The organism is Paenibacillus sp. MDV22-iso6 (assembly GCF_058408365.1).
In genome coordinates, this window is sequence record NZ_JBZVDZ010000006.1 from 214610 (window position 1) to 238013 (window position 23404).

The 23404-nt window shown below is 45.0% G+C and carries 20 protein-coding genes; 13 read left to right on the forward strand and 7 right to left on the reverse strand.

Features of this window, described 5'->3' with window-relative positions; all coding sequences use genetic code 11:
- The first annotated feature begins 563 nt into the window (after positions 1-563).
- Together AC4PM4_RS18380 and odhB are read left to right on the forward strand one after the other, a co-directional pair.
- The gene (locus AC4PM4_RS18380; RefSeq protein WP_090954425.1) at positions 564-3437 is read left to right on the forward strand and encodes a 2-oxoglutarate dehydrogenase E1 component; all 2874 of its coding nucleotides are present in this window, start codon (positions 564-566) and stop codon (positions 3435-3437) included.
- A gap of 5 nt (positions 3438-3442) precedes the next feature.
- Entirely contained in the window at positions 3443-4717 is a 1275-nt protein-coding gene (odhB, locus tag AC4PM4_RS18385; protein WP_491614246.1) for a 2-oxoglutarate dehydrogenase complex dihydrolipoyllysine-residue succinyltransferase, read from the forward strand.
- Positions 4718-4843: 126 nt separating this feature from the next.
- Here odhB and AC4PM4_RS18390 read toward each other — a convergent pair whose 3' ends face one another.
- From AC4PM4_RS18390 to mnmL, 4 genes are all read right to left on the reverse strand, one after another.
- Positions 4844-5821 (reverse strand): alpha/beta fold hydrolase, encoded by a 978-nt coding sequence (locus AC4PM4_RS18390; protein ID WP_491614248.1) that lies wholly within the window; start codon positions 5819-5821, stop codon positions 4844-4846.
- 84 nt (positions 5822-5905) lie between these two features.
- Complete coding sequence (locus tag AC4PM4_RS18395; RefSeq protein WP_491614249.1) at positions 5906-6883, reverse strand: type I phosphomannose isomerase catalytic subunit; 978 nt, start codon at positions 6881-6883, stop codon at positions 5906-5908.
- Between the two features lie 187 nt (positions 6884-7070).
- On the reverse strand, positions 7071-7655 hold the full coding sequence (gene mnmM / locus AC4PM4_RS18400; protein WP_491614250.1) for a tRNA 5-(aminomethyl)-2-thiouridylate-methyltransferase MnmM: 585 nt from the start codon (positions 7653-7655) through the stop codon (positions 7071-7073).
- A 1-nt stretch (position 7656) separates the two neighbouring features.
- Positions 7657-8610 carry a tRNA modification radical SAM protein MnmL/YtqA gene (mnmL, locus tag AC4PM4_RS18405; RefSeq protein WP_491614251.1) on the reverse strand — a complete coding sequence of 318 codons (954 nt, stop codon included), beginning with the start codon at positions 8608-8610 and terminating at the stop codon, positions 7657-7659.
- 272 nt (positions 8611-8882) lie between these two features.
- Here mnmL and AC4PM4_RS18410 point away from each other — a divergent pair, with 272 nt between their 5' ends.
- Together AC4PM4_RS18410 and trmB are read left to right on the forward strand one after the other, a co-directional pair.
- Positions 8883-9083 (forward strand): hypothetical protein, encoded by a 201-nt coding sequence (locus AC4PM4_RS18410; RefSeq protein ID WP_491614252.1) that lies wholly within the window; start codon positions 8883-8885, stop codon positions 9081-9083.
- 152 nt (positions 9084-9235) lie between these two features.
- Positions 9236-9985: a tRNA (guanosine(46)-N7)-methyltransferase TrmB gene (gene trmB, locus AC4PM4_RS18415; protein WP_064639506.1), complete on the forward strand. Its 750-nt coding sequence runs from the start codon at positions 9236-9238 to the stop codon at positions 9983-9985.
- A 117-nt stretch (positions 9986-10102) separates the two neighbouring features.
- On the opposite strand, the gene AC4PM4_RS18420 is transcribed toward trmB, so the two are convergent.
- Positions 10103-12349, reverse strand: coding sequence for an AraC family transcriptional regulator (locus tag AC4PM4_RS18420; protein ID WP_491614254.1), 2247 nt, complete (start codon positions 12347-12349; stop codon positions 10103-10105).
- Between the two features lie 402 nt (positions 12350-12751).
- Between AC4PM4_RS18420 and AC4PM4_RS18425 the strand changes: the two genes are divergently transcribed.
- The 3 genes from AC4PM4_RS18425 to AC4PM4_RS18435 all read left to right on the forward strand — a co-directional run bounded on the left by AC4PM4_RS18425 (position 12752) and on the right by AC4PM4_RS18435 (position 16239).
- Positions 12752-13657, forward strand: coding sequence for an ABC transporter permease (locus AC4PM4_RS18425; RefSeq protein WP_063564186.1), 906 nt, complete (start codon positions 12752-12754; stop codon positions 13655-13657).
- An 81-nt stretch (positions 13658-13738) separates the two neighbouring features.
- Positions 13739-14578: a carbohydrate ABC transporter permease gene (locus AC4PM4_RS18430; protein WP_491614321.1), complete on the forward strand. Its 840-nt coding sequence runs from the start codon at positions 13739-13741 to the stop codon at positions 14576-14578.
- A 107-nt stretch (positions 14579-14685) separates the two neighbouring features.
- Positions 14686-16239, forward strand: a complete 1554-nt coding sequence (locus AC4PM4_RS18435; RefSeq protein WP_491614255.1) for an ABC transporter substrate-binding protein — start codon at positions 14686-14688, stop codon at positions 16237-16239.
- An 83-nt stretch (positions 16240-16322) separates the two neighbouring features.
- On the opposite strand, the gene AC4PM4_RS18440 is transcribed toward AC4PM4_RS18435, so the two are convergent.
- A complete protein-coding gene (locus AC4PM4_RS18440) occupies positions 16323-17471 on the reverse strand; it encodes an MGDG synthase family glycosyltransferase (protein WP_400346563.1) in 1149 nt (382 codons plus the stop codon).
- Positions 17472-17521: 50 nt separating this feature from the next.
- Positions 17522-18049, reverse strand: a complete 528-nt coding sequence (locus AC4PM4_RS18445) for a phosphatase PAP2 family protein (protein ID WP_063564190.1) — start codon at positions 18047-18049, stop codon at positions 17522-17524.
- A gap of 711 nt (positions 18050-18760) precedes the next feature.
- Between AC4PM4_RS18445 and AC4PM4_RS18450 the strand changes: the two genes are divergently transcribed.
- The 6 genes from AC4PM4_RS18450 to AC4PM4_RS18475 all read left to right on the forward strand — a co-directional run bounded on the left by AC4PM4_RS18450 (position 18761) and on the right by AC4PM4_RS18475 (position 23342).
- Entirely contained in the window at positions 18761-19999 is a 1239-nt protein-coding gene (locus tag AC4PM4_RS18450; RefSeq protein WP_063564191.1) for a glycosyltransferase family 2 protein, read from the forward strand.
- Positions 20000-20311: 312 nt separating this feature from the next.
- Entirely contained in the window at positions 20312-20806 is a 495-nt protein-coding gene (infC, locus tag AC4PM4_RS18455; protein ID WP_024628309.1) for a translation initiation factor IF-3, read from the forward strand.
- A gap of 24 nt (positions 20807-20830) precedes the next feature.
- Entirely contained in the window at positions 20831-21031 is a 201-nt protein-coding gene (gene rpmI / locus AC4PM4_RS18460) for a 50S ribosomal protein L35 (protein ID WP_062320217.1), read from the forward strand.
- A 78-nt stretch (positions 21032-21109) separates the two neighbouring features.
- Positions 21110-21469 (forward strand): 50S ribosomal protein L20, encoded by a 360-nt coding sequence (gene rplT / locus AC4PM4_RS18465; RefSeq protein ID WP_017689664.1) that lies wholly within the window; start codon positions 21110-21112, stop codon positions 21467-21469.
- A gap of 578 nt (positions 21470-22047) precedes the next feature.
- Entirely contained in the window at positions 22048-23088 is a 1041-nt protein-coding gene (locus AC4PM4_RS18470) for a BMP family lipoprotein (RefSeq protein ID WP_488731375.1), read from the forward strand.
- 53 nt (positions 23089-23141) lie between these two features.
- Positions 23142-23342, forward strand: coding sequence for a hypothetical protein (locus tag AC4PM4_RS18475; RefSeq protein ID WP_491614256.1), 201 nt, complete (start codon positions 23142-23144; stop codon positions 23340-23342).
- The last annotated feature ends 62 nt before the right edge of the window (positions 23343-23404 follow it).

Consider the following 23404-nt stretch of genomic DNA (forward strand, 5'->3'; position numbering starts at 1 on the left):
TTCTTGTTGAATACCAAGCCAAATGGTTAATATTTATCTTGACGGTTTGTTTTTGGACATTATGGACCACAATTCTAAATAAGGAGGCTGCAAATCGGGTGAAACCTGAAAATGTGTAGAAACCATTGTAGGATAAGCGATTAACAACAAAACGCCATACAATCAGAGCACATTTGTGGGTCGGAAATGTTCCAATTATTCGATTCATCTAATTTATGCATCAATTGAACTAAAAATAGGAAATGCTCCTGAGCGTAAAAGTTTATAGAATAGATATTAGAACACGGACTTCACTTGAAAAAGTTGAGGAAGGTGTAACCCTCGAACGGATCAGGACAGTATTCGACATCTGTGCGACGGTATATACAATCATCAGTTTACTATGATTTTGAAAACGCAGACAAACCTTGACGGGAGCGTCGGAACAACGTTACTACCACCAACAGCACGATTATTGGACTTCATGAAAAATTTAGCTTAAAATGTTGAACGAACGCAAATTACGGCTTAGTCAATGATTTCCGTCAAAAACTTATGACTAAATCAAGACGGAGGGAACGTCGATGACGATCGAGGAAGGCAACAAGAAACCCTGGGAAAGTTACTATGGCCCGAATATGGGATACGTACAGGAACAATATGAATTATACTCCCAAGACCCGGGTGCAGTTACACCGGCTTATCGGGAATTATTTGAACAATGGGGTGCACCGCCGATGTCTGGCAGGGATGCACATACAGTCTCGTATTCTGGCAACGCCCAAAAGGCTTCCGGAAGCGTGGATATTCAACTATTACAGAAAGCGGTTACAGCAGGGAAACTGGTAATGAATATTCGTACCTATGGTCACCTTGCGGCCGATATTGATCCCCTTGGAATCAGTGAAGATTCAGATACTTCTTTGCTTGAACCGAAGCATTTTGAATTGAATGAAGAAGATTTGAAAGCTCTGCCAGCTTCCCTGATCTGGGAAGGTGCAGATGGACAGACGGTAACAGGATTGGATGCCATCCAGCGCCTGCGGCAAATATATACTGGTCCTATCGCTTATGAATTCAGCCATGTGCATGAGGTTCATGAGCGGGAATGGCTGAACCGCCGTGCAGAATCTCGTACTTCGCCGGCACCGCTTAATCCAGAGGAGCGTAAAGCTTTGCTGGAACGTTTGGTTGAAGTGGAGCAATTTGAAGATTTCCTCCACAAAACATTTGTTGGGCAAAAACGTTTTTCCATTGAAGGTAACGACGTGTTAGTCCCTATGCTGGATGAAGCAGTCCGAATTATGGCACACGCTGGTTCCAGCCATATTCTGATGGGGATGGCTCACCGTGGTCGATTGAACGTACTTGCTCATGTACTGGGCAAGCCGTATAGCAAAATTTTCTCTGAATTCCATCATTCTCCGAACAAGGATTTGGTTCCTTCCGAAGGGTCAACAGGAATCAATTACGGTTGGACGGGGGATGTCAAATATCATCTGGGCGCAAACCGTTATGTAAAAGACGGTGAAACAGTACAAGCGCGTCTTACGCTAGCCAATAACCCGAGTCACCTGGAATATGTAAATCCGGTTGTACAGGGCTTTGCACGTGCAGCACAGGATGATCGCCGTGATCCGGGATATCCGAAGCAGGATGTAACCAAAGCGGCAACTATTCTGATGCATGGTGATGCGGCTTTCCCTGGGGAAGGTATTGTAGCAGAAACGCTCAATTTCAAAGCATTGCCTGGTTACCAAAATGGCGGAACAATTCATATTATCGTGAACAACCGTCTTGGATTCACAACAGACAGCAGCGATTCACGCTCAACGTATTATGCGAGTGACCTTGCCAAAGGATATGAGATTCCGATTGTGCATGTCAATGCAGACAATCCGGATGCGTGTATCGCAGCTATTCGTATGGCAGCAGAATACCGTAACCTGTTCAAAAAGGACTTCCTGATTGACCTGATCGGTTACCGTCGTTATGGTCATAACGAAACGGATGATCCAGAAACAACACAGCCGACGGTGTATGACAAAGTAAAAGCTCATCCAACGGTTAGTCACTTGTATCAGGATCATCTGAAAGAGGAATCGGTTATCGACGATGCCTCCATCAACAGCATTCGTGAAGCTGTGACGAACCGCTTAAAAGAAGCATACGAGCAGATGAAGAACAATGAAGTACATGAATATTATCAACGTCAAATTAGCGAGCCAGAAGCCGTTTCGATTATTCCAACTGCGGTACCATTGGAAAATCTGCGGACAATTAACGCCGATTTGCTGAAATGGCCAGAGAATTTTAATGTGTATCCGAAGTTGCAGCGTATTTTGCAGCGCAGAAGCACATCTCTGAACGAAGGCGAGAAAGTAGACTGGAGTCTTGCAGAGACGCTTGCGTTTGCTACCATTCTTGCGGATGGCAAACCAATCCGGATCAGTGGACAGGATGCAGAGCGTGCAACGTTTGCCCATCGGAACTTGGTGTTGCATGACTCCGAGAATGGTGCGAAATTCTGCCCACTGCATCATCTGCCACAGGCAAGAGCATCTTTTGCCATCTACAACAGTCCGTTGTCTGAGGAGTCCGTTGTTGGTTTCGAATACGGATATAACGTCTATTCACCAGATACGCTTGTAATCTGGGAAGCACAATTCGGAGACTTTGCCAACTGTGCACAGGTTATTTTTGACCAATTCGTATCTGCCGGCCGTGCCAAATGGTCACAAAAATCCAGTCTGGTCATGCTGCTCCCGCATGCGAACGAAGGTCAGGGACCTGAGCATACAAGTGCTCGTCTGGAACGTTTCCTGCAGCTTTGTGCAGAAGATAATATGACCGTTGCGAATTTGACAAGTGCATCGCAATATTTCCATCTGTTGCGTCGTCAGGCTTCGTTGACTGAAACGGAAGATGCTCGTCCGCTCGTTATGATGTCGCCGAAAAGTCTCATTCGTAATCCTCGTGTCGCTTCACCTGCAGCAGAGTTCAGCGAAGGCAAGTTTGAGCCTGTGCTTGAGCAAGCAGGATTGGGCACGAAACCGGATCGCGTAGAGCGCATTGTTTTGTGCAGTGGTAAAATCGCCATCGATCTGGAAGATGCTTTTGAGAAAGATAAAGCAGATTGGTCTTGGCTTCACATTATTCGTGTCGAACAGCTGTATCCGTTCCCGGCGGAAGAAATCAAGCGTGTACTTGCACGTTTCAGCAAGCTGAAAGAGCTGGTGTGGGTACAGGAAGAAAACAAAAACATGGGTGCCTGGACATACATGGAGCCTCGTCTTCGTGAAATCGCGCCAGAAGGAACAACCGTTAAATACGAAGGTCGCCCGGAACATGCGAGTCCTTCCAGCGGTTATCAACTTGTGCATGGCATGGAACAGCAACAGATCATTACATCCGCATTGAAGCAAACGACGAAGAATAATATTCCACTGGGGAGGTAACAGCTGTGAGTGAAATTAAAGTACCTGCAATGGGTGAGTCGATAACGGAAGGAACCGTATCCAGATGGCTGGTCAAAGAAGGCGAAACCGTTAATCAGGGTGATGTTCTTCTGGAACTGGAAACGGATAAAGTAAATATTGAGATCAGTGCTGAAGAGAGCGGTGTTCTTGAGAAAATTGTTCGCCAGGAAGGCGAGACTGTAGAAATTGGTGAAACGATTGGAACACTTTCAGCTGGAACTGGAGGAGGAAGCGGCGCGTCCGCTTCCCAACCAGCAGCAACAGAGCAGAAACAATCAGCTCCTGCACCGGAAGCTCCAACTCCGCCACCAGCACCCGTTTCTGCAGCACCGGAATCTTCGGATAGCAGCTCGAAGACAGCTTCACCATCTGCTCGTAAACTTGCACGTGAGCGTGGTATTGAGCTCGATCAGGTACAGAGCAAGGATCCGATTGGCCGTGTTTATCAGGATGATGTGAAAACTCACAACACGCAGGCTGCCGCTCCTACAGCGCCTCCTGCTAAAGCTCCCGCTACAGCACCTAGTGCTCCGGCAGCAGGTGGTTCCACGTATACCAAACCAGTGGAGCGTCAACGTATGTCCCGCCGTCGTGCTACCATTGCGAAACGCCTGGTAGAAGCACAGCAGACTGCAGCGATGTTGACTACGTTTAACGAAGTGGATATGACGGCAATCATGGATGTTCGTAAACGTCGTAAGGACAAGTTCAAAGAGAAACATGAAATCAATCTCGGCTTCATGTCCTTCTTCACCAAAGCAGTTGTAGGCGCACTGAAAAAGTTCCCAACCATTAACGCGGAAATTGATGGTGAAGATGTTGTACTCAAAAAGTACTATGATATCGGCATTGCGGTATCTGCCAAAGAAGGTCTTGTCGTACCGGTTGTACGTGATGCAGATCGTCTTGGCTTTGCTGAGATCGAGAAAAGCATTGCTGACCTGGCGTCCAAAGCGCGTTCCAACACGCTAGCTTTGTCTGATCTGCAAGGAGGAACCTTCACCATTACCAATGGCGGAACGTTTGGCTCCCTGTTGTCCACACCAATTTTGAATACACCTCAAGTAGGTATTCTGGGTATGCACAAAATCCAGCTTCGTCCGGTAGCGATTGATGCAGAGCGGATGGAGAACCGTCCGATGATGTATATCGCCCTGTCGTACGATCACCGTATCATTGATGGTAGCGAAGCCGTACGTTTCCTCGTGACGGTAAAAGAATTGCTTGAAGATCCAGAGTCTTTGCTGATCGAAGGGTAATCCATAATGATTAACATTAAATTGCCATCTTATAAATAAAAAAGTAAAGCCCCTGAACGCGGAGCACAGTGTATGCTGTGCACCCGTTCAGGGGCTTTCGTCATTGTATAGGTAATTTGTGTCGCATTATATGGAATCGGCGGTTTCTGCGTGTGCTGTGGAATGATAGGCACTGTAGTCGGACGTATGCCTCTCCAGCCACTCCACGACATGCCCGGCAACCTCAGTCCGATTCGTTTCATGCAGCATTTCGTGGCGCCCCCCCGGATAGAGGCGGTGTTCAATATCCTCAAGCTCAAGCTCTCGATATTGGGAGACCAGGTTAAGCACTCCTTTGCCATGAAGTCCCACCGGATCTTGTTCACCCGAGAACAGATATACAGATTTATCCTTAGGAATACGTTTCATGTTGCGCGGCAAGTGAATGTCCAACAGCAGTTTGAAGAAATCACGGAAAAAACCTGCAGAGCAGACGGCTCCACACAAAGGGTCATCCATAAACCGCTTGACCTCTTCGGAGTCCCGAGACAGCCAATCAAACGGCGTGGTTGCCGGACGGAAAGAACGGTTGAATCCGCCAAATACGAGCGCATTGAGCAGCATACTTGGATGACCCGTCCCCTGAATGCCACACTGCAAGAAAGCCAGTTTCTCTCCAATCCGAAGAAGACCGCGCTTGCCATTGGTGCCGGACAAAATAAATGCATGGTAACGCTCGTGGCCAGCATACATTAGATGCTGTACCAAAAACGACCCCATGCTATGCCCCATCAAAAAGAGGGGCACATCAGGGTTTTCTTTGGCGGCAACTTCGCCCAGATTCATCATGTCACTCGCCATCCAGCGGAAAGCATCGACGCCGGCATTGCCCAACAAATTCGAGTTTTCGACCGTTTTACCATGACCACGATGATCATTTGCGTAGACCGCGTAGCCGTGCGTGGTGAGATGTTGGGCAAATTCAGCATATCGGGCAGCAGTCTCGCTCATGCCATGTGCAATCTGGACCACACCTTTGATGTTGCACTCCGGATCGGGAAGCCAGCGGTACACATGAATACGGGTACCTTCATTGCCAACCAGGCTAAAGGTAGATTCCTGCATCTCGTGTAAATCCTCCTTCACAGGTCACATTAAAGCCAGTTCAAATCAGGGAATTCACCCTTGAATAGATAGTTGATTATTCAATTAAGGCAAATAAGAGCGAAGAACAGTAGTGTTGCCATCCAGCGTATAGGAGCCCAGGTTGGCAGGCAGTAAGTAACATTGTCCAGCTTTCAATTCGATTTTATCCGATTCCGCGTTATCCCACTCCAGCGTTCCGCTACCTTCACAGACCACAAGAATAGTGAAGCTTTCAGCACTTGTAGAGAGCTCCCAACGTCCTGTAACAATCCCTTTTTCCACTACAAAGTATGGACATTCCGCAAGCTTCAGCCACTCACCTGGAGTTGCGTTGTTGGTTTTCATCGTCGTGGCGCCAGCACCCTCATAAGCCGTTACATTCAATGAATCCTCAACATGCAGCTCACGTGGTTTGCCATCCAGGCCTGGACGATTATAATCATAAATCCGGTATGTTGTATCCGAGTTTTGCTGAATCTCAGCCACAACGACACCTGCACATAAAGCGTGTACCGTTCCCGCAGGAATAAAGAACGTATCTCCAGCCTCTACAGGTACTTGGCGAAGGGTATCCATGACCGTACCATTTTCCAGCGCTTCCTTCAGTACTTCACGATCAACGCCTTCATTCAAGCCGTAAATGATATGAGCTCCTGGTTTGGCATCAAGCACATACCACATTTCCGTTTTGCCAAGCTCGCCAGGAGGGAGCACTTCGTAATCATCTGTTGGATGAACTTGTACGGACAGATCATCGTTACAGTCAAGCAGTTTGATCAGAAGCGGGAATCGTCCGCCCTTTTCCGAAACTCCTTTGGTTCCAAGCCAAGCTGTGCCCAGTTGTTCACGGACTTCATCGAGGCCTTTTCCGGCAAGTGCTCCATTTAATACCTTGGTTGTACCATTGGGATGATCCGCAATCATCCAGCCTTCTCCTATATGTCCTTCAGGCGGCGTCAGGCCGAATTGCTCCAGCGCGCGACCTCCCCATACACGTTCTTTGAACTCTGGTTGAAATTGCAGTGGGTATGGCGTAGGCATTCCTAATCTCTCCTCTAGTATATGAAATGGTGGATCGCTTTAATCAATCATGACCGCGTAGTTGGCATGAATGTAACAGTGAATACGGTTGCACGTCTTTATGTAGTACACAAATCGCATAAATTAAACCCAAAGAGTGCTTTGTTGCGATTGTGTCTAGTTTATTGCATTTGTGGGACAAAGGAAATTATTTTTTCTCGATGCCAATCAGAAAAGGAGAGGCATCACGCTGCAATTGGCGATAAATCACCACTTGTGCCTGCTCTACAGGTAGAGCAGAGGACCACTCCAATACCGCATCCGCTTCCTGTGATCCTCCATCATGACCTGGATACAGCACAACGGTAATAATGCCGCGCGGCTTGAGCAATGCCAGTGCAGCCTGGAGAGCAGCAATAGTACTGTCTGTTTCCGTAATTATGGTGGAGTCCGCATCTTCCGAAGGCAGGTATCCCAGGTTGAACATTACAGCACCGACATTACCCTGCCATGTTTCAGGAACGGCCTCAGCCATTCGATCATGGCTTAATTGAAGCATGGAGATGGAGCCTAATTTTGCGCTATTCTCTTGTTTGCGAATACGGGCTTGTGCCAAGGTAAGTGCCTCGCTCTGAATATCGAAACCAATGACTTGACCACGTTTACCAACTTTTTGTGCCAGAAACAGAGTATCCGCCCCCGTTCCAACCGTTGCATCAATAGCTAAATCTCCAGGCTGTAGCCGGGAAGAAATCCATTGATGGGCACAACTTAAAACCGAAAGAAAGCCCATCTTAAGCACCCCTCCAGTATTTACCTTGCCAGGAATCCCGCTCACGCAGCTCACGATCAATCGAATTCAAAACTTCCCATTTGTTCATGGACCACATTGGCCCAATCAGCAAATCACGCGGTGCATCACCTGTAAGACGGTGTACAATCATTTCCGGTGGAAGCATCTCCAGCGTATCGACGATGAGTTTAATGTACTCGTCTTGTTCCAGGAAACGAAGGAGCCCGGCTTCATACTGCTTCACCATTGGCGTTTTGCGCATCAGATGAAGTAGATGAATTTTGATTCCCTGCACATCCATGTTGGCAACAGCCCGTCGGGTATCCAGCATCATTTCATGGGTTTCCTGAGGCAGTCCGTAAATAATATGTGTACACACCCGAATATTCCGTTTGCGTAACTTCGCAACGGCTTCCTCATAACACTGCGTATCATGCGCACGGTTAATTAGGGTTGACGTGGACTCGTGAATGGTTTGCAGACCCATCTCAACCCATAGGTAGGTGCGTTCATTCAATTCAGCCAAGTAATCAACGACGTCATCCGGTAAACAGTCAGGGCGAGTGGCGATGGACAGTCCCACGACACCGGGCTGCTTCAAGATTTCTTCAAAGTATTCACGCAGTTCTTCAACGGGTGCGTATGTGTTGGTATAGGCTTGGAAATAGCCAATGTAGTGAGCTGTAGGCCATTTCAGATGCTGTTTATCCCGAATGGTATTAAATTGGGTGACCAGATCATCGCGTCTGCTACCGGCGAAATCACCCGATCCACGAGCGCTGCAAAATGTACAGCCTCCTTTGGCGATAGATCCATCTCGGTTCGGGCAGGTGAAACCTGCATCCAGCATCACTTTGAAAACCTTATTGTTAAATTCGTCTCTCATTTCGTAATTCCAGGTATGGAATCGTTTATCTCCCCACAGAAGAGGAGGTTGTATTGAAGGTGCATTCATCTTCAGGGTACTCCTTTGGTTTACCTAATGGCTTGCTTATTCTATTACCGAATTCGACTCTTTTTGAACTTTTACCATTGTATCAAAAAACTCAAAAAAAGGGGAATCTAGTCGCAAAAATAGGCCGTAGAAACGAGGTTTTATCCTTGCTATAGTTTACACATTATGTTATATTTAAACCAGCGTCAGACACCATCTAATGGGTACTATTCATCATAGCATTTGAATCAATGTTGACGTCATGGACCATACTATACCGTGAGGTGATATGAATGAATTCCCAATTTAAAAATAATGATCTTCATCATGTTTCTGTAGAACTGACGGCAGAAGAAGCTCTGGCTTTGACAGGTGTTCGTTTCAATGGCAATCCGAAAGTGAAAGCGGCTGCAAGACAAAAAGTTCGCGATGCTTTCGAAAAGACATTTGATTTTTCACACCAAGATAAGGTAGACTATGAACTATTAAAGTAGTTGGACCCCAATTCCAAATAAATCGAAGAGGGAATCTTTGAGATTTGCCCCAAAGTGGCAGATCCGAAGATTCCTTTTTCATTGCTCTTTACAATTAGCCAGTTCTTCGGCAAAATGATTCTGAGACAAGTATGGATAAACGGAGGAATAAGATGCGTTTACGTGGCAGAAAAGGGATTCGTGAAAATTTGGAGCAACAAGTTGACCTCGTTGTTCTTGATCCCAAACAGTACAAAGGAAAATGGTCTGAACTGTTTGGCAATGACCATCCAATCTTTGTGGAATTTGGCATGGGTAAAGGTCAATTTATCAGCCAAATGAGTTATAAATATCCGGAATTTAATTTTATCGGTATTGATATGTATGATGAATTGGTGCGTCGTGCCAGCGAGAAGGCTCGGAAAGCATGGAGTCAGGCAGAAGTGGAGACACCACCCAACCTGAAGCTGGCGCTGGCTAATATCGAACAGATTGAGGAAGTATTTGAACAGGAAGAACTGGAACGGATTTATCTGAACTTCAGCGATCCTTGGCCGAAAGCCAAGCATGCACGTCGTCGTTTGACACATCCACGTTTCCTGAAGAAATATACGGAACTGCTTAACACCAAAGGACAGATTCATTTCAAAACAGATTCGGAAACATTGTTTGATTTCTCTCTCAATGCAATTGCCGACTTTGGTCTGCAAATGACCAATTTGTCTCTGAACCTGCACCGTGATGGATTGAATGAAGAGCATGTCATGACAGAGTATGAGCAGAAATTCATGGGCAAAGGCATGAACATTCACCGGGTTGAAGTTATCGTTGGTGAAGAGGCCTTGCGCGAGTATCAACAAATCCGCTTGGACAAGTATAAAGTTCGGGAAGCTGCGGACGAGTCTGGCGAAGATCAAGAGTGATATTATAAAAAAAGCGTGATATGCATCTGGCTACCAGACTCTCATATCACGCTTTTTTTGCTATTTTCGATGAACTAAACCTCATGACGTCACTTGTGGAAATTCGTTTTACTTCTGCTAAAGCTCCGAATGAAGCTCCTTACGTCGATAATCGTTGGGAGTAACCCCGTTGAATTTCTTAAACATCCGATAGAAATAAGAACTGTTGGTGAACCCGGTTTGCTCAGCAATATCAGCTACAGAGTTTTCCGTCTCAATGAGCAGGAATTGCGCTTTGGCTATGCGGGTCTCGTTAATAACATCGGTTAGACCTTTTAACGTTAGTTGTTTATAGAGTCTGCTGACATAGATGGGTGACATGGCTAGTTCATCTGCAATTGAGGTCAGACAAAGATTGGTGTCTGCGTAATCTCGTTCAATAATGCAGTTAATTTTGCGAATGAGTTCCTCATGTTTAAGCGTTCTTTTCTCCTCAACTTTGGATCCAAGCTCGTCAAACATGCGATAGAAGTGGGCGTGAACTTCACTGAGATCCTCGGCATCATGAATCGGCAGCATCGAACGGTCGGAGATGGATTCAAGTGTAAGCTGGTTGTTCTTTTTGAGTGTGTTTCTCACATGATTCAGAGTCATGGTCAGATGGGACAGAGCCAGTTGAAATACGGTAAATGGATATGTTGCCGTTTCGCTCACGATGTCTGCATAGACCTGTTTGGCTTCGCCTGTCTTGCCTGTCATCAGGTAATCAATCAACTGTCTCTCTTTTCCAACAGGGAAAGCATATTCTTTGGAATGGTACGCCATGATGTCCGAGGTGTAAATCAGGCATCCAGGACCCATGAACAAACGATGAAGAGAAGCTTCTGCTGATCGAGTATAAGAAGCAATACTGTTTTCCAGTGAATCTTCCACTGGCCCGATGGTAAATGAAATGGAACATCTTAGATGTGTCATCACGGCAGCCTGCATCATGCGCAGCAGGTCCTCAATGGGGCAATACTCATCATCAGCTTCATCCTGAACTTTATCATTAAAGATAAGTGTGATCAGATCGCTGCCCATATCCACAGCTTCGGTGTGGTAGTAAAGGTCAGCCGTTTCCGTGCAAATGTTTATCATCGCGTATTTTATAAGTTGGACTTCATCCCTGTAGGTATCGCTGAAATCGGTAAAATGATCAATACGAAGCAGTACCAGTCTTGTTAGACGATGAACATCAACAGAAGAGCCGTAGAACTTCATTCTGTCCTCCAGCATGCCTCCCGATACCGTTTCACGTCCTTGCAAAGCCCCACGCAGAAAATCCTGTCGTAATAGGTGCAGACTGCCACGACGCTCCGCTTCCATCACACGCATACGGACAAGCACTTTATCAATGGGATGATATAGCTTCCGGGACACGAGGTAGGATAAGAGCAATCCCGCAATTAATAGCCCAATACAAAACAGAACGGTGTGTGTCCGCATATTACGAATATCTGAGGTGATTAGGTCATAAGGCGTTATTCTTACATAGCGCCACCCCAGGTTATCAGGAGCAGTGTAGGTAATGAGTGACTTTATTCCATCAACCTCTGCCGTAAAATAGGCGGACTGCTCCGTGTTTTCTAGGATTGGCTGCATAAACGTTTCATTGGACAAATCTTTCATTAGCGCACGATTGCTGAAATCGGACAATAACTGTCCCTGTTCATTGATAATAAACGTTTTCCCTGGCTGATCAGCTGAGTTCATATTGGGACTGAGCCAGTCGTCCTTAATATTTACGACAACAGCATAATTCAGTGTAGCATTGTCATTGATCGTGTCGTAACAGAGGTACGTATAACTGCTGACTTGAGTTTCCTCGGTGGAGCCAACTTGGTAAGTCCGCGGAATGGGGACAAAAGGTTTGTAATCATGGAAACGGTCGAGGATACTTGTAATTCCTTGATCGTCAATTTCCGAGATGGACTGTTGTCCATTTCGAACCTCATTGGAGCTGATAAAGAACTCATCATTTTTGGAGTTATATACATAGATGGATTCGATAAAAGGGAGGGACATGCGATAGTTGTCGAGTTGTTCCATCGCTGACGTAATTTCATAGATACTCGGATTTGAATAGAGCAACAGGGCAGAGATGGTGTAATCCTGATAAATCTGATAAGACAGTGATTTGGCGGTCTCGGTCATCTTGGAGACTTCCCGACTGGTCTGGGTAAGACCGTTCATATCGGTTCGGTAGACCTGCCGAAGGGCAATACGATTATAGTTGACGTACAAAATGGTAGAAGCCACAAGTAAGGTGGCAACAGTGCTAACAATAATGCCGATGAGAATCCGTGCAAACACTTTCTGGCTGTCCTCTGAACGTTTGCGCATGACCTTTCCTCCCGTGGACCTCCTGTTTTGGATGAACAAAGTTAGACTTCATAGCGAAGGATGAGAATTCATAATATGGGTGTGGTGAATCACGGATGTATTTCGAATTATATAGTATGTATGCGTTTACATCAACGGTGGACAGCATTCTATGGCCGATTTCCGTAGCTAAAGTTCAACTTTCGCTTTATTGTTCACTAGGTTCAACCTATGCACGATATCAACTTTTGTGAACGCTCAGGCATTCATTTCAGTGTTCGTTCATATTGTTCATATTCTGTTTCGCAGAATCGTTCATGATCCGGCCGAATGATTCAGTATCCGGTAGCACTTAGGGCAACTACAATAAAAACAGAGCTCCACTGCGCGCCGCGCCGTAAGAAATTCGGGAGGGATCGAGCCATGCTCAAAGAATTGAACAAAAACAAAATCATGTTTCTCATGCTGCTGCCTACACTGATCTTTTTTCTGATTAACTCGTATTTTCCGATGGTCGGCATCTATTATGCGTTTACCCGCTATGATTTTGAAGGTGGATTGTTCGGCAGCCCATTTGTGGGCCTGGAGAACTTCAAGTTTCTGTGGCAATCCGGAATGCTGCTGAAGCTGACAACCAACACGGTGGGGTACAATCTGGCCTTCATTATATTAGGAAACGGGCTAGCGATCTTCTGTGCGATTTTGCTCAGTGAAATTCGGGGAAAAGTGTTTAAGAAAATTACGCAGTCGGTCATGTTTTTACCGTATTTTATCTCGTTTGTTCTATTAAGTGTAATCGCTTACAACATGTTCAATTATGAATCCGGTTTTGTGAACACGGTACTCAAACGTTTTGAGGCGGGGCCTGTTGATATTTACAACACACCCTGGATCTGGGTGTTTCTGATCATCATTTTTTATCTGTGGAAAAATCTCGGCTACAGCATGGTCATCTACCTTGCAGCCATTACAGGGATCAGCGATGAGTATTACGAGGCCGCCCGGATTGACGGGGCCAATATCTTTCAGCGCATTTGGTACATCACCGTACCGATGCTAAAACCGACCTTTGTCATCCTGTTGTTATTCTCGCTCGGGAGCATTATGAAGGGACAGTTTGATCTCTTTTACCAACTCATTGGAAATAACGGTGTCTTATATAACGCTACAGATATCATCGATACGTATGTGTATCGTTCCCTGAAAGTGACGTTTGATATCGGAATGGCTACTGCGGCTGGTCTGTATCAATCGCTGTTCGGTTTTATCCTGATCATGACCGTCAACTATATCATCCGTAAAGTGAATGAGGACTACGCCTTGTTCTAATAGGCAGAAGGGAGACCTACTATGCACACGCGTACCCGAGATACGGAATTCACCTTGTTGTTTCAAATCATCGCTTACAGCATGATCCTGATTCTTTCCTTAATCTGCATCATTCCATTTCTTTTGATTTTATCCGGCTCATTCAGCAGCAACGAATCGATTGTAAGAGACGGGTATCACCTCTTTCCCACCGATTTCTCCTTGGAAGGTTATAAGATGGTGTTCAAATTTCCGACCCAGGTGCTCAAAGCTTATGGCGTGACGGTATTTACAACCGTTGTGGGTACGGCCCTTGGACTATTTCTTATTACGATGGCGGGATTTGTACTGCAACGCAAAGATTTCAAGTACCGGAACGCTTTCTCATTTTTCATCTACTTTACAACCCTCTTTGGTGGGGGATTGGTTCCTTGGTACATCATGCTTGCAAATTATTTCAATCTTACGGACACGTATACGGTGTTGATTTTTCCGGGATTGATGACGCCTTTTCTCATTATCCTGATGAAAAACTTCATTCGGTCAACCGTTCCGGATGAGCTGATTGAGTCAGCCAAAATCGATGGTGCGAATGATTTCCGCATTTACTTTAGCGTAGTACTGAAACTGGCGATGCCCGGCATTGCCACTGTAGGGTTATTTCTGGCACTGGGATACTGGAATGACTGGTTCACATCATCCTTGTTCATTAACAACCCGGATATGTACCAGCTGCAATTCTATTTGTATAACACCATGAACACGATTACCTTCATTGACCAGATGGCGATTGGTACCGGCATAACTCTTAGCCAGGATGTACCTACCGAATCGACCAAAATGGCGATGGCTATTGTGGTTACTGGACCCATTTTGTTCCTGTATCCATTTGTGCAGCGGTACTTTGTCAAGGGTCTTACCATTGGTGCGGTGAAAGGTTAGAACGTGCACGCGCTGTGGGTGCAGATGGCGGGATAGCTGTCTATCCGTCTGCGTCTGAATCATGGCGTGTCTGCGCTAACATATAAGGTTGACCACAAAAAGGGAGGATGCGTATGCGTAACAAAACAATTCGGCACCTGTCTATGGTACTTGCCCTGATGTTGTTTGCCGGGGTGCTTGCCGCATGTAATAACGGTTCGGGGGGATCTGCGCAAGGAAGTGAGCAGGGAGGTTCTTCTGAGAACAAAGGGGAGAAGGTAACACTGCAATTCTACATGCTTGGTGATGCCCCCAAGGATCTGCCTGTGATTGAGTCGGAAATCAACAAGCTGGCTGAGGCTGATCTGAACGTCAATGTGAAATTTAACTATACCTCCTGGACAGACTGGGACCAAAAATACAAATTGCTGCTGTCTTCCGGTCAACCGATTGATCTGATTTTTACCGCGGATTGGACGTTCTATCAGTCCTATGCGAAAAAAGGAGCGTTCCTGCCTCTGGATGAATTACTGCCTAAGGCAGCACCAACGCTCAAAGCTTATGTACCTGATGACATGTGGAACGCGGTAAAAGTCAATGACAAGATCTATACTGTACCATCGACATGGACTGAATATGTTACTGAGGGTATTGCGTACCGTGAGGATTTGCGTGAGAAGTACAATCTGCCCAAACCGGAATCTCTGGAGACACTCGAAGCCTATCTGGAGGGTATCAAAGCCAATGCACCGAATATGATTCCAATCGCGGATAGCAATGCGAACCATACCCATGGTATTCGACAATTGACATCCAAGCTGGTGAATACGGCAGGTCAGCTCCCTTATGGTCTGGACATCATGTATGACACACCATCCAATATCACTTCCTATTGGGGGTCTGCACAGCATCTGGAGGACCTGAAAACGTACAAACGCTGGATGGACAAAGGCTTTTTTCCGAAAAACGTGCTGAATGTAAAGGATACGTCCAACTCATTGCTGCAAAATGGCAAATCGGCTGTTGTACTGTCGGGTGAGAACCCGAACAAATTTAATGCGGATGTGATCAAGGTCCAGTCCACTCACCCGGATTGGAAGCTCGGTTATTTCCCTTACCCGAATGCCAAAGGGTTTGCACAACCAGTTCACCCGATCCACAATGGTTTTGCAATTCCGCGCAGCAGCAAAAACCCGGAGAAAGCACTTGCATTCTATGAAAAACTGGTTACCGACAAACGTTACAACTGGCTTACCGAATATGGTGTGGAAGGCAAGAACTTTGAAGTTCAAGACGGTTATTATAAAATGGTTGGCGATGCCCAGACCAATGGATTTCCGCGCGAAGGCATGAATGGTTGGGCTTGGCGTAATCCGGAATTCATGCTCTATGATAAGAGCTTTGATGACGTACTGGCTATTTTCAAAGAGCTGGACAAAATGAAAAAGCCGGATATCTTTACTGGATTTGCTGAGGATTGGACGCCATATCAAGCTGAGAAAGCTGCACTGGAGCAGGTAGAGAAGCAGTATCTCTATCCGTTAAATGTGGGATTGGTGGAGGATGTAGAAGCGGGTCTGAATACATTTATGGAAAAAGCCAAACAGGCAGGCCTTGAGAAGATTCAGACCGAGTATACCAAGCAGTGGCAGGATTACTTGAAGTCGGCTGGTATTCAATAGTTTGTACTATTCTTCATATTAAAAAAAGGTGCCTTCGATTCGAAGGCACCTTTGCTGTGTACATGCAGGCTTGTTTGAAGCCGTTACAGTCTGGCTTGGTCTGCCGAGTAGGGACGCAGATCCAGAAGGTCGATAATACTTTGTGCGCTTTGCATTGGGTGATACTTGGCAATCTGCGCCATGTGGCGTTTGCGTTTGCGAACAATGTCAGGGTAGTTATGAAGCAGTTTATTCATCCATTTCACAACAACATCAAGGGAAGTAATGGGCTCCCCCAAACCTCGTGCGGTGAAATACTGAACATTTTCTTCTTCCTGACCCGGTATGGGATTATGGAACAGCATGGGGATTCCCTTTGCCAACCCTTCACTGCATGTCATTCCACCCGGCTTGGTGATCAGGAGATCAGATACTTCCATTAATTTGTCCACTTCATTGGTGTACCCGATGATATGGATATTATCTTTTTTATAAAACGGATTTTGTTCCATGCTGATTCGGCTTTTGTCATTGCGGCCAAGGCAGAAAATAATCTGAACATCCTCATGCCAGCGTGTCAATAATTGGTTAACTACTTCATCACTAAGCATTCCCCAACCACCGCCCATCACAAGCACAGTAGGCATGTTCTTCAAATTGAATTTCCCTCGGATCTCGTCCCGCCCGGGATGTTCCCAGAAGTTGGGGTGGATCGGAATGCCGGTAACGCGAATTTTGTCTAAAGATACACCCCGCAGCATTAATTTGGACTTTACCTCATCTGTAGAAACAAGATACAGATCCACTTCTGGGCTAATCCATGTCCCGTGCGCGTCATAATCGGTGATGACTGTACAAAGTGGAACCTGCACACCCAGACGTTTCAGTCTGGATATGACAGCACTGGGAATAGGGTGGGTGCATACAATAACATTCGGACGAAGCTGACGGACAATACTGCGTGTATGGGTATAAAACAGTTTATGCAACGCGAGTGTAGTCAGCCGGTTCAAGGATTTTTTATATTGGTGCCTGTATACATACCCGATGAGCTTGGGCTGGTTAATGACCGTTTTTTTGTACGCTGTAATGATGAGTGGCGCAACTCTGGGGTTCAGAAAACTCCCCAACTCAAGCACTTTGGTTTGCACATTCGGCGAAAGTTTTCGCAAACTGCTGGACAGCGCATAAGCGGCTTGAGTATGACCAGCGCCAAAGCCTTCAGATAATAGTAATACTCTTTTTTTCTCCACGCTTGCTTCACCTGTTCCTGCTAGGTTTTCCTTAGTCTAACATATTCACATTATGTCCATAAAGCAACAGTTGCAAGTGCGACTAAAGTACCGATCGTAGCACCTGCGAGAACATCTGAGGGATAGTGTAATCCCAGGTAAATTCGTGAAAATCCGACAATTAATGCAACAGGGAGTAACAACAGCAACAGGAACGGCTCCATCGTCATAAAAGGAACCGTAACCGAGAATACGGCAGTAGTATGCCCTGAAGGGAACGAATGGTCCGTCAGGGGATTGCGGAACGTAATCGTATCCGGTAGGGCCAGGTAAGGCCGAATGCGCGGATACAGTTTTTTGGCGATTGCTACGGGAATGTGGCTAACCGCTAGAGCGATGCATGCCTGAAGTCCTGTTGTACTCCAAGGAGCGGGAGCCAGCAGCCAGATTAGTAAGGATACTGCAATAGAAGATGTTGCTCCGCCCAGATGGGTGAAATAATACAGCCAAAAGTTCATAAATCGATTATGAAGTCGACCATTAATCCACATAAATACATTTCGATCATACTCTTGAAACTTTACGAATAAACGGCTCATATTGGCCTCCTGCCAGTCAGGCCCCATGTTGGCGGCAGTATTTCCGGTAAATTGCTGTGTCCGGTTTCGTCCTGAATAGTATATAACCGTTTTTTCGTGAACTTGAGGTTATTTCAGGTATATGTTTATCATATTTTTAAATGTTGTCCTTTTCAAGAAGAACACATGTGAAGAAGGTAAAATTCATGTTAAAGAGTGGATATACACCCAACTTAACTTTTTGACTCGGACTATCTAAAAAAGATACAATGATTCAACATGGCTGAAATGCGGTTAAAAAAATGTAAGTTTAAGACTGAACTTTTTGAGGTCTGTTTACGTTATTTGATATAGAGCCTCTGTCGATATGTATCAGCCTGATGAAAAAAGCAGGGACTTTAGAAATAAAAATCAAGTAAACGGCTGAAAATAAGATATAACAGGCATGAATGCGAGGTTGGAGTATCACGAGGTGCCTATTCAGCGTTTAAAGTTCACATTTCTGCTTCAGGAAGTGGAATTGCGGTTTTGACAAATGGCTGAAAAGAATACAAAATCGATAAAGCAGCCAACTGGCATCAACCATGCTTGAAACATTGTCTGAAATATTTGCGTAGTAAACAAAAGAACAGGGTCATATTCTGCGCATCACAAAAAAATAAAAGTGCAGAATCCAGGAAGAGAAACATTTAAAGTAATCTGGTTTTGAAAAAAAGGGGGTAACAGAGAACGATGTTGGACGCTATATTCGTCACGATGCAGGTCCTTCTGGCACTGCTAGCCGTGTACCAATTCACGTTTTCGCTGTTCGGTCTGATTAAGAAAAAGAAAAAGAAACATTATCCGGCGACAAAATCATTCGCTGTACTCGTCGCAGCACACAATGAGGAACAAGTTATTGGTGCTTTGATGGAGAACTTGAAACAACTGGATTACCCGGAAGATCTGTACGATGTGTTTGTCATTTGTGACAACTGTACGGATGGAACGGCTCAAATTGTAAGACAGCATGGATTAAATGCTTGTGTACGTACGAATGCTGATCTCAGAGGTAAAGGGTATGCCATTGAATGGATGCTTAAATACTTGTGGAAATTGCCACGTCAGTATGACGCAGTTGTCATGTTTGACGCGGATAACCTGGTTGACCGTAACTTCTTGCTTGAGATGAATGACGACTTGTGCAATGGTTCGCGTGTAATTCAAGGATACATTGATACCAAGAATCCGGAGGATTCCTGGATCACTGCAGCATATGGTGTATCTTACTGGTACATCAACCGTCTGTGGCAGTTGTCCCGTCATAATTTGAATATGGCGAATTTCCTCGGAGGTACTGGAATGTGCTTCGAGACCAACCTGCTCAAGGAAATTGGCTGGGGCGCTACAAGTCTGGTTGAGGATTTGGAGTTTACGATGCGCAGTGTTCAGCGTAATGTATATCCTGTCTTTAACTATGATGCCAAAGTATTTGATGAGAAGCCGTTAACCTTTAAAGCTTCAGCAAGACAACGTCTTCGCTGGATGCAAGGTCACTTTACGGTTGCGCGTAGATATTTCTTCCCGCTGCTGTGGCAGAGTATCAAGGAAAGAAGCTTGGTGAAGTTTGACCTTGCTGTGTATGGAGCAAACGTGTACGTTGTTTTGCTTACGTTCCTGATGACTGCTGTCCTGTGGGTGGATACAGCGATATTCAGTGGTCCACATATCGCAAACATATACGGATACTTCCCGCTTTGGGTAGGGTTCGTAGCGATTGGTCTGAATGTCCTGACATTCTTGTTGTCCATGGCGCTGGAAAAGGTTACTTTTGCCAAAGTGTATCTGTACCTGATCTTGTTCCCGATTTACCTTCTTTCATGGTATCCAATTACGTTCTACGCGTTCTTCACGCAGAACAACAAACAATGGAGCCATACTCAACATACACGTGTTGTACGTTTGGATGAGGTGCAGAGTAAGCAGGGATAATGAATGATTGACTTGGATGAAAGCATGTCTGTAAAAAAAATATTGTAGAGACGTTGACAATAGTTTTGCAGGATGTTATAGTATTTAAGTGCGTTAAATGAATAGCTATGGAATCACAAGTAGAAGTCCGACTTCTCACCTGATCAACAAACATGTTGGCTGGTCAACGATCCCAATAATTTATGAAGTGTTTACTCATGAAGAATTGTGTTGATTACAGGGATGTCGGTAGCTTAACCGGCATCCCTTTTATTTTTGTGTAACAGGATATTCAAAATGACCTGGAGGTGGACGGTTATTAGTAAAGATCACATGATTAATGATGAGATTCGGGCGAAGGAAGTACGCCTTGTCGGAGCTGAAGGAGAACAAATTGGGATCACGCCGATTCGGGAAGCACTGCAAATGGCGATTGACCTGAACTTGGACCTGGTCAATGTGGCACCACAGGCTAAACCGCCGGTATGCCGCATCATGGACTATGGCAAATTCCGCTATGAGCAACAAAAGAAAGACAAAGAAGCCCGTAAGAACCAGAAAATTGTTGACATTAAAGAAGTATGGTTCCGTTCCAATATTGAGGAGCATGATTATCAAACGAAGCTTCGTAATGTAGTTAAGTTCTTGAAAGAAGGCGACAAGGTAAAATGTTCCGTTCGTTACCGCGGACGTGAAATTGCGCATGCCGCCATTGGTCAACGGATTTTGGAACGCGTTAAGGTGGAGGTTGCAGAACTTTGCACCATCGAACGTCAACCAAAATTGGAAGGCCGCAGTATGATCATGATTCTGGCTCCTAAAGCCTGATAACATTGGAGGAGGAAACACAAAATGCCTAAAATGAAAACACACAGCAGTTTGAAAGGACGCTTCAAAATTACCGGTTCCGGTAAAGTCCTGCGTTACAAAGCTCACAAAAACCACTTGCTTTCCCACAAATCAAAACGTGCTAAGCGCGTTCTGAACGGCAACCCAGTAATGGCTGCCGGGGACGTAAGACGTTTGAAACAAGGTCTGGCTAACTTGAAATAGTAAATCCGTATGGGGGATCGGCTTAGGCCGTACACATACCACGGATACATTTAATATTTATTGGGAGGTTCTTTTAATATGGCAAGAGTAAAAGGCGGTTTTGTAGTACGTCGTCGTCATAAAAAGGTTTTGAAACTGGCAAGAGGTTATTTCGGTTCCAAACACCGTATTTTTAAAACAGCTAACGAGCAAGTAATGAAATCCCTGGTATACGCATACCGTGACCGTCGCAACACAAAACGTAACTTCCGCAGACTGTGGATCGTTCGTATCAATGCTGCAGCACGTATGAATGGTTTGTCTTACAACAAACTGATCCATGGATTGAAACTTGCTGGTGTAGACATGAACCGCAAAATGTTGGCTGATCTGGCCGTTAACGACATCAATGCGTTCAACTCTTTGGCTACTGTAGCTAAAGGCAAAATCAACGCTTAAAATTGTTTATGCAAGCCGCCGTACCTATGGCGGCTTTTTTTACGGCTTAAAGATTGATCTACTCCAAAGAGTCTGGTTATGCGCGACGAATATGCTGCAATCTGTAAGGGCACAATGAAAGCATATAACGGGTGAATAACAGGCTGTGATAATACATAAAATACGAACGGTGAAATATTGCAAACAAAAACAGGTGAATTCCACATCCTTCTAGGGAGTGTGATACGTTTTTGTTATATAACATCACATCGTTGTAACGTTAGTGTGTTAAATCGTTAAATTATTAAGCGCTTTCAATAAAAAAAGAGCAAAAATAAGTGAGATTTGGTGATGAAACATCTGGATTTTACCACGGGTTGAATGTATAATCACCTCTAGTAGGCTAGTCCTAAAATTTTCTCTTCAAGTCATAATGTTCGGTTTTTCGACAGGTGACACAATTGTTTAGTGGTAAGAATGCGCTTTTAATGTCGAAGAAACCATACATTCTGCATAAAAGCCATATTATCGATCTGTTGATCCGTTCCATTTTGGCCTGGACAGGAATTAGGTATATATCATTAAGGGGGAACAGAGAAATGAAAAAGATGCTCAGCTTGTCTTTGGTCATGTTGCTGGCAGTATCGGTTATGCTCGCAGGTTGCGGTAGCAAACCGAAAGAGGAAACAAATGCCGGAGGAACTACAGGTGGCGAAAACACTGAAGCTAAATCCGATTTGAAAATCGGTATGGTTACTGACGTAGGTGGAGTTAACGACAAATCGTTTAACCAATCCGCTTGGGAAGCTCTGCAAGCAACTGAAACTGAAACAGGTGTAGCTGTTAAATACCTGCAAAGTAAATCCGATGAAGAGTACATTCCAAACCTGAACGAGTTCGTTAAAGGTGGATATGACCTGACTTGGGGTATCGGTTATCAGCTAGAAAAAGCCATTAAATCTGTGGCTGATCAAAATCCAGACTCCAAGCTTGCGATTATTGATAGTGTAGTTGATGCTCCTAACGTTAAATCAGTTACTTTTGCAGAAGAAGAAGGTTCTTTCCTTGTGGGAGTAGTTGCTGGCCTGACTACTAAAACTAATAAGATTGGTTTTGTAGGTGGAGCTGAGAGCACTCTTATTAAGAAATTTGAAGTAGGGTTCAGAGAAGGAGTAAAAGCAGTTAATCCTGACGCCCAATTTATTCCAAACTACGCAGGTGCTTTTGATAAACCTGACTTGGGTAAAGCCGCAGCTGCTACTATGTATAATCAAGGCGTAGACATTATCTTCCACGCATCTGGTGCTACAGGTAATGGTGTGTTCAATGAAGCGATCGCTCGTAAGAAACAAGGTCAAGATGTATGGGTTATTGGTGTGGATAAAGACCAATCCCTGGAGTTTGGTGACGAGGTAACACTGACTTCTATGATCAAAAAAGTTGACGAAGCTGTTAAGCGAGTAAACCAAGAAATCATTGATGGAACATTCAAAGGCGGAGCTGAAACTCTGACGTTGAAGGACAATGGTGTAGGTATTGCTGATACTTCAACTGCCAATGTATCTGCGGATATACTTGCAAAAGTGGACGAGTACAAAGAAAAAATCATCAACGGCGAAATCAAAATTCCTACAGAGTAATTTGATTCTGTTGTACAAATGAATAATCATCGAGGCCGGTCTTGACCGGCCTTATGATTGTCAGAGTAGGAAAATTTGCTCAGGTCATCATAACAATTGTACAAGCTACGCATTATTTGCTTGGGGATTATCCCACGGCAAAAGCAAAAAGACTTCGTATCAACGCTCCGGTAGGAGCTTTTCTTAAGATTATGGAATGCAGAAGTTTCGGTGAAACTGAAGGATTCGATGATCCTAAGAAAAAGTACCGCTAAAATGCGGTCATCTTCCTTGAATAAACGTCGTTAGACGTTTTTCTTACGTTTGCGGAACCACA